Source organism: Ruegeria sp. H7 (assembly GCF_056532945.1).
In genome coordinates this window covers 208,796-221,052 of the sequence record NZ_JBQFNZ010000002.1, presented here as the reverse complement: position 1 = coordinate 221,052, position 12,257 = coordinate 208,796, and the positions used below count along the sequence as shown (strand labels likewise).

Sequence of the window (12,257 nt, the reverse complement as noted above, 5' to 3'; positions counted from 1 at the left end):
TGAAGACATGCCCACCGAAATTCTGATGCCCGCCCTTTCGCCCACGATGGAGGAAGGCACGCTTGCCAAATGGCTGGTTAAAGAGGGCGACACTGTCTCTTCCGGCGACTTGCTGGCCGAGATCGAAACCGACAAGGCCACGATGGAGTTTGAGGCCGTTGACGAAGGCACCATCGGCAAGATCCTGATCGCCGAAGGCACCGAAGGCGTCAAGGTCAACACCGCCATTGCAGTCCTGCTGGAAGATGGCGAAAGCGCTGATGATATCGCGGCCACACCTGCCAAGGCTCCTGAGGCGGCCCCAGCCGCCGCGGGTAACGAGGCTGCCGCGCCAGCGGCATCCGAGGCACCCGCCCCTGCCCCGGCGGCCCCGGTCAAGGCAGATGGTGGACGGATCTTTGCCTCGCCGCTGGCCCGTCGCATCGCCGCGCAAAAAGGTCTTGACCTCGCGCGGATCACTGGGTCCGGCCCGCATGGTCGTATCGTCAAGGCCGACGTCGAAGGCGCAACCGCAACGGCCCCTGCCGCTGCCCCGGCATCCGCCGCAGCGGCTCCGGCGGCTGCTGCCCCGGCTGGCCCATCGGCAGATGCTGTCGCCCGGATGTACGAAACTCGCGAGTACGAGGAAATCAAACTCGACGGGATGCGCAAAACCATCGCCGCGCGCCTGTCCGAGGCCAAGCAGACCATCCCGCATTTCTACCTGCGCCGTGACATCAAGCTGGACGCCTTGCTGAAATTCCGCAGCCAGTTGAACAAGCAGTTGGAAGGCCGTGGCGTGAAGCTGAGCGTCAATGACTTCATCATCAAGGCCGTCGCCAACGCACTGCAACAGGTTCCGGCCTGCAATGCGGTTTGGGCGGGCGATCGGGTTCTGCAATTGAAACCCTCGGACGTGGCTGTCGCCGTCGCCATCGAAGGCGGGTTGTTCACTCCGGTTCTGCAGGATGCCGACACCAAATCACTCTCGGCCCTTTCGACCGAGATGAAAGACCTTGCTGGTCGCGCGCGCGAGCGCAAGCTGGCGCCGCACGAATATCAGGGTGGCACGTTTGCAATCTCGAACCTGGGCATGTTTGGCATCGACAATTTCGACGCCATCGTGAACCCGCCGCATGCGGGCATTCTGGCTGTTGGTTCAGGCGTCAAGAAACCGGTTGTGGGCGATGACGGAGAACTGGCCGTTGCCACCGTCATGTCCGTTACCATGTCGGTCGATCACCGCGTTATCGACGGCGCGCTTGGGGCGGAACTGCTGCAGGCCATCGTCGACAATCTGGAAAACCCGATGGTCATGCTGGCCTGAACGAAATTCTCCCGCCGGGTCCAAGCCCGGCGGGAATTTTTGCGATCACCGCCATGATGTGAGCGGGCGTGATCGCCCGGGCAATTGCCTAACACCCGATCCCATACCACCTTGGATGCATAGACAACCCAGATGCACAGGTGCGCCATGGCTTTCGGAACTACCACAAAAACCCTGTTACTGGTCGCGCTGACGGCGACCGCGCTGCCCGCTGCGGCCATTGCCAAGCCCAACAGTTATCCGGGTGAGAATTCAAAGTTCAAATCCAGCGACCCCGCCGTGATCGCCCAGCAAAAAGCCGAGCAGAAACAGCGCTTTGAAGAGCGGAAAAAACGGCGTGAGGAAAGACGGTTCAAGCGGTTGAACCGAAAGAAGAACCGCTTGAACTGATCCTTACTGGTCCTTGCCCAGCATGTGATCCATCGAGATCGAGGGCTGATCGCATCCGGCCTCGCCCACGATCTTAGCGGGAATACCGGCCACGGTTTTGCACGATGGCACGGGTTGCAGAACCACGGACCCGGCCGCGATACGGCTGCAATGGCCGACCTCGATATTGCCCAGAACCTTGGCCCCGGCACCGATCAGAACACCGTTCCCGATCTTGGGATGGCGCTGTTCCTCTTCCTTGCCGGTCCCGCCCAACGTCACCGAATGCAGCATCGAGACATTGTCGCCCACAACCGCAGTTTCGCCGATCACGATAGAATGGGCGTGGTCGATCATGATGCCCTTGCCGATCTTGGCAGCCGGGTGAATGTCGATCCCGAAAATCTCGGACGAGCGCATCTGGAAGAAATAGGCCAGATCGTGCCGGCCCTTGGTCCACAGCCAATGTGCAACCCGGTAGGCCTGCATAGCCTGATAGCCCTTGAAATACAGAATCGGCTGTAACAGGCGGTGGCACGCCGGATCGCGTTCATAAACGGCCATCAAATCGGCCCGCGCCGCTTCGACCAGGCTTGGATCGTCGGCATAGGCCTCATCCACGATCTCGCGCAGGACCATCATCGACATCTCGTTCGAGCACAGCTTGGCCGAAACCCGATAGGACAAAGCCCGGTCAAGGCTGCGATGGTGCAGGATACAGGCATGCACCAGCCCGCCCATCAGCGGCTCTTGCTCCACCGCTTCGGTGGCTTCCGAGGTGATGCGATCCCAAACCGGGTCGACTTGTGTCACATGGCTGCGCTTTTTGAACATAGCTTTTGATCCTTTGCTGCGCCTAGAATGCCATTTAGTGGCAAAAACACCAAACGCAAACCCGTGAACTGCATCGCAACGAAAATGAATGAGTCCCAGCGCCGTTATTTCGAGACACAAATTCGCGAGCGATTGGCCGAATTGGCGGCACTTTCTGCCTCGGGGCAGCAGGCACAGGCTGTAGTGGAATTGGATCAGCAAGCGGTTGGACGGCTCAGCCGCATGGATGCGCTGCAAAATCAGGCCATGGCCAAGGCGCAGCAGGCCAACCGGGATATTGAAGCCCACCGCCTGAACGTCGCCTTGCAACGCCTTGAGGACGGTGAATACGGCTATTGCGAGGATTGTGGCGAGCGGATTCCCGATGGCCGCCTGAAGCTGGATCTGGCGGCCAGTAAATGCGTCAGCTGTGCGTCCGGCTGATGTGAAAACGGATCAACTGTCGCAGAACCATCTCAAAACACTGACAATATTGCACGTCGTCAAACCCCGGCTCATCCGCCAGAACCCGTGTACGCGCCGTGGCCATCAACGAACCATTGCCATAGAGCGGATGCAGACGTCCGGTTTTCTGAACATGGGCGTCGGCCAGTTCCGCCTCGGCAATCATCTGCACGCACAGGCGCGTGCGGCTGGGATGCGGCGCGGCCAACAAGGCCCGCGCCGCCGAACTGAGATCGCCGTGAAGAACCGGGCGCATGGCGGCGATTTACCCAACCGCCACGCGCGCCGATGCGCCCGGTCCGAATATGGCCGAGACCTGCGCGATCTCGATCTCGAACGGTCCGGTCACGCCATCCGCCATTCGCATCGCCGTTGAATAGGTCCAGCGGGGCTGGGTCGTGAGGTCTTCGCGAATGACCGCGCCGCCCGAGTGGACCCGAACGAGATAAGACTCGGTCTCTTCGCCCAGCGGAACATCCAGACCAGACCAATCATCACCGTCCAGACGGGTGCGCCGGACCCATGTCGCCTGATGACCGGCGGAGGTCTGACGCACCGCCAGATGCGCGGGGGAATAGGGCCGCAACCCGTTGCCGTCGAAGGCGTGAATCAGGTGCTCATAAGCCGGATCATCATAGCCGCGCGTTGCCGGTCCGATGCGATAGTGCTTGTCCACACGCCGCTCGGTCCGCAGCAGGTTGATCTGCGAGACGCTGTCATTCAGCAGCACAAAGAGTGAGCCATCGGGCCAGGCGTCCGGCATCAAGGCATCCGTCCCCAACTGCCCCCGCAAACGCCCGGACAAGGCATAGACACCGGGGCTTTCGAGATGGGCGCTTGAGAACTGGAAGATTTCCCAGTTGCCGGGCGTTCCATCCCCGATGGCCGCCAGATTGAGACCGTTCAGCAAAGACTCGCGCGGTTGAGATTCCAACTGACCGTCAATCAGCCGAACCCGCAGCAACGGGCCTTCATCCCAGACCCCGGCACTTGCGCGTCGCAGGGGCGTTTCAGTCAGACCAATCGTCGCCGGGGCGGTGATCACATCGCTGAGCGAATAGCCCTGATCATTGGTCGAGCTATAGACGGCGGCATTTCCCGGCCATGGGTCCGCTGCAACAGCCAGATACGGCGCGTGCGGCAACTCGGCCCCGGTGATCAGCGGCAGGTCCATGAAGACCGGCAAAACGGGCACCGGGGCCAGATAGGGCCGCACAGTCGGGGGTTCGTCTTCAATGTCCGACAGCTTGTAGACACCGTGTTCAATGCGAACCGCGTCGGCCAGTTGCAACCCGGCGCTTTCCAGCCGGTCGATCCGGTACCGCGCACCGGTGTCATCGTCAGACAACCGCACCACATCCCCCGCCCCAAGATGCATCATGGAGGGCGGCAGCGCAAAACGCGCAGAGTCGCGGGACACCCGCGCCTCGCTCAACCACCGCTCAGCAGTTTGCCGCCCCTCGCCGCGTGTCATCGACAAGGGCATTTCGTTGACCGCGACAGAATGGGTTTTGTCGTCGGGCAAAATCGCCTCTTCCGCCACAATATCGTGGTCGGAATCGGATTGGACAAAACGCAGACGGACCCGACCGGTCATCTCGGCTTCGGCCTCGCGACGATATTCGACGGTGCCGTCAAGATCAGCGCTAATCGCCAGGCGATCCGGATCGACGTCAATGGCGCCAAAGCCGTCCCGCATTTGGAACCGCAACACGCCATCCCGCTCGATCGCGTCGAACCCATAGCGCAGCATCAACGGTTGCAGGGCCGAGCGCGCGTTGGTGACATCTTCGATCACATAGCCCCGCACCACACCGTATAGGCCGCTGACGTCAATATCGGTGACACCTGCGCCATGGCAGATCTCGGTCACGACCGAGGCCAGCGTGCGCGCGCCGGACCGCCCGTTCAGCCAATGGCCACGGGCATAATTCGCCCCATCGCTCCATTTCCCGCGGCGGTTCGGGAAGGCCGGGAACGGTCGCGCATCCCAGGCCCAGACATAGGCGTTCGACAGATCCACCATGGGCTTGCCGTAGACGGGTGATTTTGGATTCACCTGAGGATCGGCCCAATAGGTCAGCATCGCCGTCAGGTACTGAACCTGAATGAAATCGTCGCGCATCCCGTTCGAATAGGCCGGAAGCCGGGATTCCGAGGATTTGGGGTCCAAAAACTTGTTCGGCTGGTTCGTGCCCTTGTCAATGGCGGCGCAGCCCAATTCCGTGAACCAGATCGGTTTCGAGCCCGGCACCCAATCGGTCGGGTTTGCCTGCCTTACGCCATCGATCCGGTTGTGGTGCGTGTTCGACCACCAGTTGCGCAGATCCTTGTACCGCCAGATCCACGGCTCATCATGCTCGCCATCCTCGATCGGAGTGCGAATTTGCGCCACGTCCTCTTCGGGCGATGCATAGTACCAATCATACCCTTCGCCGCCTTCGATATTGCTGCGAAGGTAGTCCAGATCGTAGATCGACGGCGCGCCTGCGGCGGCATCCAGATGATCCTCGCCGTCGCGCCAGTCGGACAGGGGCATGTAATTGTCGATGCCGACAAAATCGATGTCATCATCTGCCCATAAGGGATCGAGGTGGAACAGCCGATCACTGGTGCCGGGTGGCTGATAGCCGAAATACTCGCTCCAATCCGCCGCATAGCCGATTTTCGTGTTTGGACCCAAAATCTTGCGCACCTCGGACGCCAGCGCGCGCAGCTGCGCCACCGCCGGGAACCCGTCGGCACCGCGGATCTGAGTCAGGCCTCGCATCTCGGACGCAATGCAGAAGGAATCGACCCCACCCGCGGCCTTGCACAACGCCGCATAGTGCAGAATGAAGCGGCGAAGGCCCCATTCCTGCGGACCGGTATAGGTGACAACGCCGTCGCCAACCACAAAATCGCTGGCGCGTGCCGTCCCGAAGAACTGCGCCACCTGCACATCCGCCGAGATGGTTTGATCCGGTGAACCGGTACGTCCCGGCGCGATATTCAAGGTGATGCGCCCGCGCCATGGCAGGTGCGGCTGGTTGGCGTTATCAGACCAGGGGTCAGGCAAACCGTTGCCCTTCAACTGCTCCATCAGAATGAACGGATAGAACATGACCCGCTTGCCGCGCTGTTTCAGGTGCCGGATCGCCTCGACCACAGAAGCATCCGCCGGGGTTCCGCCATAAACCGGGCGATTGTCGTCATGCGCTACGATCTGAGCGTAACTGCGCCGGACGCCCGAGACACGCCATGGCATCCCCTGTCCATCCGCATCCCGACGCTCGACCTTTGGCCGAATTTCGCAGGACGCGCAGCGCAGATCATCCCCGAACCACGAAACGATAAGCGAGGCGGCGTCGCATCCCGGCAGTTCCCGTCCCAACGCCCGCGTGGACGACACCAGATCGGTCCGACCTGATGCCGAGCTGACATTGGCCGGTGCGTTCTTGCCGTAGCCCAGCGCATAGTTCACTTGCTGACTGGCCAGCGCATATTCACCCGTGCCGGGCATCAGCGCGACGCCCTGCACCAGTTGGGGAAGCGAGGTTTCATAGTCTGGCATGTCGCTCTGTGAGGGACGCACAACTTCGAAAGAGAATTGCGGGACGCGGTTGCCGAACGCGGCAAGCTGAAAATCCTCGATCACCACATAAGCCGTACCGCGATAGGCCGGAACATTTCCCGCGCCCTCAATCGCCTCGATCAGCGGGTCCGGCAACTGATTTGCCGTACCGCGATAGATGCGCATGTTCAGGCTGTTGTGCTCCAGCTCTTCCCCATCGGCCCAGATACGCCCGACATCGGCAATCGTACCGACGCCAACGGCAATCGCCAGCGAGATCGAGTAGCTGTAGGTGACGGTCGTAACCTCGGGGGCTTTGGGCTTGCCTTTGCCACCCCCGCCGCCTTCGGTGGTTTCACTGCGGGTTTCCAGAAAGTCCGATGCCCAGATCACCTGCCCGCCGACCCGCATCCGGCCAAACACGGTCGAAACCGGGGCACCCTCGCCTGTCTCGGTCAGGCGAAACCGGTCCATGCGGCCGGTTTCCACCACTTCACTGCCGCCGCCCATGACGGATTGGCTCAGAAATCTCTGATCAATCACACGTCCCAGTGTGGCCCCGACGGCGCGGCCAATGATGGCAGTCGAAAGGCCCGCAACCGTACCACCGATTGAGCCGCCCAGCGCAGCCCCGGCTGCGGATAATAGAATAGTCGCCATCAGCGGTCCTCCAACGGGAATTCAAAACAAGCGACCACGCGGCGACGCCACGGATCGCTGAGTGCGTTTTCCACAACGCCATATCCGGAATAGGCATGAATGAATCGCGGGACCGCGCCGATGCCGGTCACAATCCCAAGATGCTTGGCAACGCCAGCGTCACGCATGCGGAACAACACCACATCCGCCGGGGCCAGATCCGCGATTGGCTTTTCGGTCAGATGACGCTGCGCCGCCGCCCACATCCGTTCCTCGCCCTGAGGTTCGGACCAATCCATGCTGTAGATCGGCACCTCTTCGGGCTCCTGCCCGATTTGCGCCCGCCACACACCGCGCAAAAGCCCCAGGCAATCCGTGCCCGCCCCCTTGGTCGAGGCCTGATGGACGTATGGCGTACCAAGCCAATCGCGCGCCTCGTCCACGATATCCTGTCTGTTGGGCTTCACCGCCTGCTTCCCCCTTTGTTCGGATTGCTTTTCTTGGGCACAGCCATCATCCAGTCTTCGCCCGGAAGATCAGGGAACCCTTGGAAATTCAGCAGGTTGTTGAACTTCAACCGGCAGGTGCGCATGCGTTTGTCACATCCGGCGGTCAGACGGACGCGGTCGCCCAAGGCAAGCCCGCCGCCAATGCTGGACCACATGGTGATCTCTCGCCCACCGGCAGTTTTCTGATCCGTCTTGATCGAGGACCAAAGCCCACTGGCAGATCCGGACAGCACGTCCAGACGCCCGCGCTTGAACCACCCGGACGCAAAGGCCGCTCCACCCGCCAGTCGGATCTGAGTGCCCCCGTCGAACCCGACGATATCCGCTTCAACCCAGAAACCTTCAACTTCTGTATTGAACCGGCAGGACCGGTCGCCAAGGACGGCGGTGCAGGGCTTTTGATACACCCGCCCCACGGGCCGGTTCAGCAAATCCGTCAGCCCGCGCAATTCGGCATGAAAAGCACCACCAGCGCGCCGCAACTCACCAATTGAACCGCGAAACTGCAAAATCCGCTGGTCCGGATTGGCCCAATTGACCAGCCAGGCCCGTACCTGAGCGCCATCGAACCGACCGGCTTCAATGTCCTCCTCGCGCACAGCTGCATCGGACAACGCACCCATCGCTTCGGTATTGTCGATTGACAGGCCGGTGGCCTGCTCGATGGCGGCGGCGGTCAAGCCGGTGCTGGCCTTGAAGGTCAGACCCTCGAAGGTCAGCGCCAAATCGTGATCGGTGAACCCGTATTCCTGCCCATCCGTGCGCGTTATCGCCCAGCAGCGGCAAACCGTGGTCAGCCCGCTTTGCAGATGACCATGCAGTCCCTGAACATCTCCGGCCATCAGACACGCACCTCGACCACGGGAACATTCGGGACGTCACCGGCCTGAAAGCTGGCCACGCTGGTCTGGATCTTGTCAGTGTCGAACCGGACCGGCACGTCAAACTCGTACCCTGCCGTGATCTCGACCCCTTCGGGTGGCGGATCAGAAAAGGTCACTAAGCCGGTGTTCAGATCGACCTCAAAATCCACGCCCTCGCGCACGGCGTCCTGATCCAGCCCCAGCACAACTGTGCCCAGAACCGGCTTGGTGATCGGACGCATACAGCTGACGCCGCCGGATGTATAGGTCTTGACCAGTTGAAACGCGGCGCGCACCCCGTCGCCCAGTGCGATGACCTGATCATCCATCGCAACATCTGCCGAGGCCACGCCGGACTTGAAATCAGACCAGTCCTTCCAGCGGAAGCCGAACATCTGCCCCTGTCGCGCCTCGAAGAAGGAAATCAGCGTCTCGATATCGTCCAGTGAGCGCATGCCCAGCCCCGCATCATAGCGACGGCGCGAATGCGCCCAGGGTGTGTTGCGCTCTTCGAACCCGTTGGCCAGCGTCACGATATCGGTGCGCCTTTCTGGCCCGCCGACCGAGCCAAAGCTCAGGCTGGCCGGAAATCTGACCTCGTGAAAATTCATGATCTGCTCCCGGAATTATCTGTTGCGATTGCCGCGCCCCAGGGCCCGGCTCATCTGTGCCGCGATCTGGCCCTGGCTGCGGCGGAACCCCTGAACGTCAGGTGTTGTGATGTTCATGACGACATTGACCGCGCGCCCACCGCCCGAGGTGCGCACGCCCAGCTTGCCATCCGGCCCGCGGGCCAAGGGCATGATCGCCTCGGGGCCCGCCTCACCCATCAGCCCCGTGCCGCCCCGCATCGGGAAGGTGGTCGGGCCGCTGATCACGCCGCCATTGGCAAAGGGCATCACGCGCCCCTGACTGAAGCTGCCGCCATCGGCAAAGGGCAGAACCCCTTGCACCACGCTGCCGACTGTGTTGGCCAGCAACCCGCCAAAGTGATCCGTCACCGGCTTGATCGCCGCCGCATAGGCCGTCTGGATCAGCGAGTTCTTCAACACGTCCAGCGCGTCCGACAGGTTCATCCCGTCCAGCACCACGCCGTCAAAGGCCTTGCGCAACCCGCTGGACATGCCGCGTTCCAGCGTGGCGACATCCTTGCCGGTTTCCTCAAAAGCTGCGCTGATGCGCTTCATCTGCCCGTCAAAGGCCGCTGCCATGCTGGCCGCATCACTCAGCGAGTCGCCCAGCGCCTCGCCCCGTTCCTGCAGGTCGTCAAACCCGTCACGATCCGTCATCACGCTCTCCTTGTTGCTTGTCCGGGTAGGCCGCCAACAGCGCGTCCAGCCCGGCGCGGTTCATCGCGGGCATCCCTGCACCCTGCCCCAGCATCAGCCGCAGCTCGGCCGGGGTCAGACGCCAGAACTGTTCCGGCGTCAGGCGCAGGCCGACGAAACCGGCCCGCATCAGAACAGGCCAGTCGAACCCGCTCATGCGCCACCCGGCACCATGAAGGCCCGCGCCAGCAGTTCAGCCGCCGCTTTCGCGCCTGCCATGGGGCCGCCTGCGATCTCGGCATGCATCACATCGGCCCGCGCCACATCGGCCCCACCGCCGCGCAATCCGGCCACGATCAGCGCCAGCACATCACTGCTGGAATAGGCCCCACCTTCGAACCGCTGCACCAGATCGACCAGCGACCCGGCCTGCAGTTCCTGCTCCAACTCCGCCAAGGCACCCAAAGTCAGTTTGAGCACCCGCCGCTCCCCATCGATGGTCAATGCCACCTCGCCCGTCCACGGATTGGCCATCAGAGCGCCGTGAAGCTCAGCGCACCGGCGCTTGCCAGGCTCATCTCATAGGTCGCCTCGCCATTGTGCGAGCCTGCGTATTCGATGCCGGTCACCTGAAACGGGCCTTCGACAATGCCGAAATCGGGAATGATCACCTGAAAGCCCGGCGTCTCACCATCAAAGAACAACTGCCGCGCGCGCTCATCCGTGCCTTCGTCCCGAAACACGCCCGAGCCCGAGATCGAGGCCGACTTAACCCCCGCCCCCGACAGCAACTCACGCCAGCCGCCCTGGCTTTCCAGCGTTGTCACATCCACACTTTCCGCGTTGAAACTGATCCGCGTGGCGCGCAGGCCCGCGATGGTCTCGAACAGGCCCGTGCCGTTCATATCCACTTTGACCAACAGGTCTTTTCCGTTCTGGACAGCCATGTGCTCTCTCCGTTGATTGCTTAGTCGTCTTCCACGCGGGCGCGGAATCTCAGGTCGATCTGGCGGATCGCGCCGCCTGTTCCGGTGCGCCGGGCGCGGGCACGTTCGAACCACAGCCCAACCAGACGCCCCCGATCCAGGGTCAGGTCCGCGCCTTCCAGCGCATCGCACACTGCCCCGGCCAGCATCTTGGCCGCGCTGAAACCAGCCGCCTCGGACACCACGGAAACCGTGAACCGATGCAATGCACCCGCGCCGGATTTGTCCGAGGCTTCCCGGACCTCCTCCGGGCCTAGCGTCACGTAGGTCTCGGGCACGGTTCCGATGGGCACCGCGTCATAGATCGCGCCACCGGATTGGGCGCTGACATCGGCGTCGTTCGAAAGCTGTTGAAACACCGCCGCCTGCAAAGCAGCTGAAACGCCGTAACTCATGCCGCCACCTCTTCATCTGCGAAACAGGTCAGATACCGGCCCTGTGGGTCCCGATCCGCGACCGCGCGGATCACAAAGCGGCGCGCGCCTTCCACGAAACGCTGATCCGGCGAAGGCCGCATCGAGGACCCCTCGGGCGCGCCGCGCACGACAATGCGATAGCCAACGCGCGACACCGGCACCCCGGCGATGGATCGCTCGGACCCGCTGCGCGCTGTTATCTCGGCCCATACTGTGCCTAGCGCCTCCCAGGTCTCGGCAAAGCCACCCGCACCGTCGGCCACGCGTATGGGGGCCTCAAGCACCAGCTTGCGGTTCAGATGCGGAGCGCTCATTGGGTCACCCCTGCGCCAAAGCGTACAATCCGGTAGCGCTGGATCAGGCTGGTGACGCCAAAGGGCATGCAGCCCGCGCCAAGCGCTGTTTCATCGCGATATTCGTAGTAATGGGCAGCAAGCAGCAGCACCGCCTGCCCCAGATCGGCGGGCAATCCGCCCCAATCCACCGACAGCCCGGCGGTGAAATCAATCTTCACACTGCCCCCGGTCGGGACCTTGGGCAAAGCAGTCGCCACAGGCCGCAGCCGGGGGCGCTGACTGTCGCGCTCCAGCCGATAAGCACCGTCATCGGCAACGCTGTCCACGCCAGCCGCGTCGGTAACCGTGACCACATCAATCGCCGAGACCGGGGCAGCCGGCAAAACCTCGCCAGACCGATCGCGCCAGCCGTTCAGGCTCCAGGAAAAAGCGCGTTCAATCAGAACCTTGCCCGTGCGCGCCTCAATCGCCGCAATCGCTGCCCGCAGAAAACCCTTCAGCACCTCGTCCTGCACATTGTCCTCGGCAAAGCCTGTGCCCAGCCGCAGATGCGCCTTGAACTGATCCACCGGCAGCGCCGCATCCGCGATGGCGGTTTCTTCGATCAACATCATCCATTCACTCCGCAATCTCGGCCCCCTCCGGGGGTCGTCACTTCAGGAAATTGGCGGGCACGCGCCGCCCCACGTTGCTCGGACGGAGGGGAGCAGCTAGACAACGCGGGGGATCTCACCCCGGCCCGCGCCCGCCGCCCGAGGGGCCAATGGCCCCCCG

At 62.5% G+C, this 12,257-nt stretch carries 16 protein-coding genes; 3 read left to right on the top strand and 13 right to left on the bottom strand.

Annotated elements, in window-relative coordinates:
• The first annotated feature begins 7 nt into the window (after nucleotides 1-7).
• Entirely contained in the window at nucleotides 8-1,306 is a 1,299-nt protein-coding gene (locus tag ACR0AC_RS06135; protein ID WP_170519333.1) for a pyruvate dehydrogenase complex dihydrolipoamide acetyltransferase, read from the top strand.
• Nucleotides 1,307-1,453: 147 nt separating this feature from the next.
• Entirely contained in the window at nucleotides 1,454-1,696 is a 243-nt protein-coding gene (locus tag ACR0AC_RS06130) for a hypothetical protein (protein WP_170519336.1), read from the top strand.
• A gap of 3 nt (nucleotides 1,697-1,699) precedes the next feature.
• On the opposite strand, the gene cysE is transcribed toward ACR0AC_RS06130, so the two are convergent.
• Nucleotides 1,700-2,509: a serine O-acetyltransferase gene (gene cysE, locus ACR0AC_RS06125; protein WP_170519339.1), complete on the bottom strand. Its 810-nt coding sequence runs from the start codon at nucleotides 2,507-2,509 to the stop codon at nucleotides 1,700-1,702.
• 84 nt (nucleotides 2,510-2,593) lie between these two features.
• Here cysE and ACR0AC_RS06120 point away from each other — a divergent pair, with 84 nt between their 5' ends.
• Complete coding sequence (locus tag ACR0AC_RS06120; protein WP_480872415.1) at nucleotides 2,594-2,932, top strand: TraR/DksA family transcriptional regulator; 339 nt, start codon at nucleotides 2,594-2,596, stop codon at nucleotides 2,930-2,932.
• On the opposite strand, the gene ACR0AC_RS06115 is transcribed toward ACR0AC_RS06120, so the two are convergent.
• The 12 genes from ACR0AC_RS06115 to ACR0AC_RS06060 are packed head-to-tail and all read right to left on the bottom strand — an operon-like array spanning nucleotide 2,913 to nucleotide 12,097.
• Entirely contained in the window at nucleotides 2,913-3,209 is a 297-nt protein-coding gene (locus ACR0AC_RS06115; protein ID WP_170519343.1) for a DUF7742 family protein, read from the bottom strand. The two genes, ACR0AC_RS06120 and ACR0AC_RS06115, sit on opposite strands and share 20 nt — an antisense overlap.
• Nucleotides 3,210-3,218: 9 nt before the next feature.
• A complete protein-coding gene (locus ACR0AC_RS06110) occupies nucleotides 3,219-7,166 on the bottom strand; it encodes a baseplate multidomain protein megatron (protein ID WP_480872413.1) in 3,948 nt (1,315 codons plus the stop codon).
• Nucleotides 7,166-7,612, bottom strand: a complete 447-nt coding sequence (locus ACR0AC_RS06105) for an NlpC/P60 family protein (protein ID WP_170449919.1) — start codon at nucleotides 7,610-7,612, stop codon at nucleotides 7,166-7,168. The genes ACR0AC_RS06110 and ACR0AC_RS06105 overlap by 1 nt, the downstream gene beginning before the upstream one ends.
• Nucleotides 7,609-8,496: a baseplate hub domain-containing protein gene (locus ACR0AC_RS06100; RefSeq protein WP_170449917.1), complete on the bottom strand. Its 888-nt coding sequence runs from the start codon at nucleotides 8,494-8,496 to the stop codon at nucleotides 7,609-7,611. The genes ACR0AC_RS06105 and ACR0AC_RS06100 overlap by 4 nt, the downstream gene beginning before the upstream one ends.
• The gene (locus ACR0AC_RS06095) at nucleotides 8,496-9,128 is read right to left on the bottom strand and encodes a phage distal tail protein, Rcc01695 family (protein ID WP_480872410.1); all 633 of its coding nucleotides are present in this window, start codon (nucleotides 9,126-9,128) and stop codon (nucleotides 8,496-8,498) included. The genes ACR0AC_RS06100 and ACR0AC_RS06095 overlap by 1 nt, the downstream gene beginning before the upstream one ends.
• A gap of 15 nt (nucleotides 9,129-9,143) precedes the next feature.
• Nucleotides 9,144-9,806, bottom strand: coding sequence for a phage tail tape measure protein (locus ACR0AC_RS06090; RefSeq protein WP_170449913.1), 663 nt, complete (start codon nucleotides 9,804-9,806; stop codon nucleotides 9,144-9,146).
• Nucleotides 9,793-10,002: a rcc01693 family protein gene (locus tag ACR0AC_RS06085; protein WP_480872408.1), complete on the bottom strand. Its 210-nt coding sequence runs from the start codon at nucleotides 10,000-10,002 to the stop codon at nucleotides 9,793-9,795. The genes ACR0AC_RS06090 and ACR0AC_RS06085 overlap by 14 nt, the downstream gene beginning before the upstream one ends.
• Nucleotides 9,999-10,319 carry a gene transfer agent family protein gene (locus ACR0AC_RS06080; protein WP_480872406.1) on the bottom strand — a complete coding sequence of 107 codons (321 nt, stop codon included), beginning with the start codon at nucleotides 10,317-10,319 and terminating at the stop codon, nucleotides 9,999-10,001. The genes ACR0AC_RS06085 and ACR0AC_RS06080 overlap by 4 nt, the downstream gene beginning before the upstream one ends.
• A complete protein-coding gene (locus ACR0AC_RS06075; RefSeq protein WP_480872404.1) occupies nucleotides 10,319-10,732 on the bottom strand; it encodes a phage major tail protein, TP901-1 family in 414 nt (137 codons plus the stop codon). The genes ACR0AC_RS06080 and ACR0AC_RS06075 overlap by 1 nt, the downstream gene beginning before the upstream one ends.
• A 20-nt stretch (nucleotides 10,733-10,752) precedes the next feature.
• Nucleotides 10,753-11,166, bottom strand: coding sequence for a DUF3168 domain-containing protein (locus tag ACR0AC_RS06070; RefSeq protein WP_170449904.1), 414 nt, complete (start codon nucleotides 11,164-11,166; stop codon nucleotides 10,753-10,755).
• Nucleotides 11,163-11,501, bottom strand: a complete 339-nt coding sequence (locus ACR0AC_RS06065) for a phage head closure protein (protein WP_170449902.1) — start codon at nucleotides 11,499-11,501, stop codon at nucleotides 11,163-11,165. The genes ACR0AC_RS06070 and ACR0AC_RS06065 overlap by 4 nt, the downstream gene beginning before the upstream one ends.
• On the bottom strand, nucleotides 11,498-12,097 hold the full coding sequence (locus tag ACR0AC_RS06060; protein WP_170621986.1) for a head-tail connector protein: 600 nt from the start codon (nucleotides 12,095-12,097) through the stop codon (nucleotides 11,498-11,500). The genes ACR0AC_RS06065 and ACR0AC_RS06060 overlap by 4 nt, the downstream gene beginning before the upstream one ends.
• Nucleotides 12,098-12,257: the final 160 nt, after the last annotated feature.

Excerpts from the sequence above, each read along its gene's own strand:
- ACR0AC_RS06135 (WP_170519333.1), top strand. The coding sequence starts at position 8 with ATGCCCACCGAAATTCTGATGCCCGCCCTTTCGCCCACGATGGAGGAA.
- ACR0AC_RS06130 (WP_170519336.1), top strand. The coding sequence starts at position 1,454 with ATGGCTTTCGGAACTACCACAAAAACCCTGTTACTGGTCGCGCTGACG.
- cysE (WP_170519339.1), bottom strand. The coding sequence starts at position 2,509 with ATGTTCAAAAAGCGCAGCCATGTGACACAAGTCGACCCGGTTTGGGAT.
- ACR0AC_RS06120 (WP_480872415.1), top strand. The coding sequence starts at position 2,594 with ATGAATGAGTCCCAGCGCCGTTATTTCGAGACACAAATTCGCGAGCGA.
- ACR0AC_RS06115 (WP_170519343.1), bottom strand. The coding sequence starts at position 3,209 with ATGCGCCCGGTTCTTCACGGCGATCTCAGTTCGGCGGCGCGGGCCTTG.
- ACR0AC_RS06110 (WP_480872413.1), bottom strand. The coding sequence starts at position 7,166 with ATGGCGACTATTCTATTATCCGCAGCCGGGGCTGCGCTGGGCGGCTCA.
- ACR0AC_RS06100 (WP_170449917.1), bottom strand. The coding sequence starts at position 8,496 with ATGGCCGGAGATGTTCAGGGACTGCATGGTCATCTGCAAAGCGGGCTG.
- ACR0AC_RS06095 (WP_480872410.1), bottom strand. The coding sequence starts at position 9,128 with ATGAATTTTCACGAGGTCAGATTTCCGGCCAGCCTGAGCTTTGGCTCG.
- ACR0AC_RS06090 (WP_170449913.1), bottom strand. The coding sequence starts at position 9,806 with ATGACGGATCGTGACGGGTTTGACGACCTGCAGGAACGGGGCGAGGCG.
- ACR0AC_RS06085 (WP_480872408.1), bottom strand. The coding sequence starts at position 10,002 with ATGAGCGGGTTCGACTGGCCTGTTCTGATGCGGGCCGGTTTCGTCGGC.
- ACR0AC_RS06080 (WP_480872406.1), bottom strand. The coding sequence starts at position 10,319 with ATGGCCAATCCGTGGACGGGCGAGGTGGCATTGACCATCGATGGGGAG.
- ACR0AC_RS06075 (WP_480872404.1), bottom strand. The coding sequence starts at position 10,732 with ATGGCTGTCCAGAACGGAAAAGACCTGTTGGTCAAAGTGGATATGAAC.
- ACR0AC_RS06070 (WP_170449904.1), bottom strand. The coding sequence starts at position 11,166 with ATGAGTTACGGCGTTTCAGCTGCTTTGCAGGCGGCGGTGTTTCAACAG.
- ACR0AC_RS06065 (WP_170449902.1), bottom strand. The coding sequence starts at position 11,501 with ATGAGCGCTCCGCATCTGAACCGCAAGCTGGTGCTTGAGGCCCCCATA.
- ACR0AC_RS06060 (WP_170621986.1), bottom strand. The coding sequence starts at position 12,097 with ATGATGTTGATCGAAGAAACCGCCATCGCGGATGCGGCGCTGCCGGTG.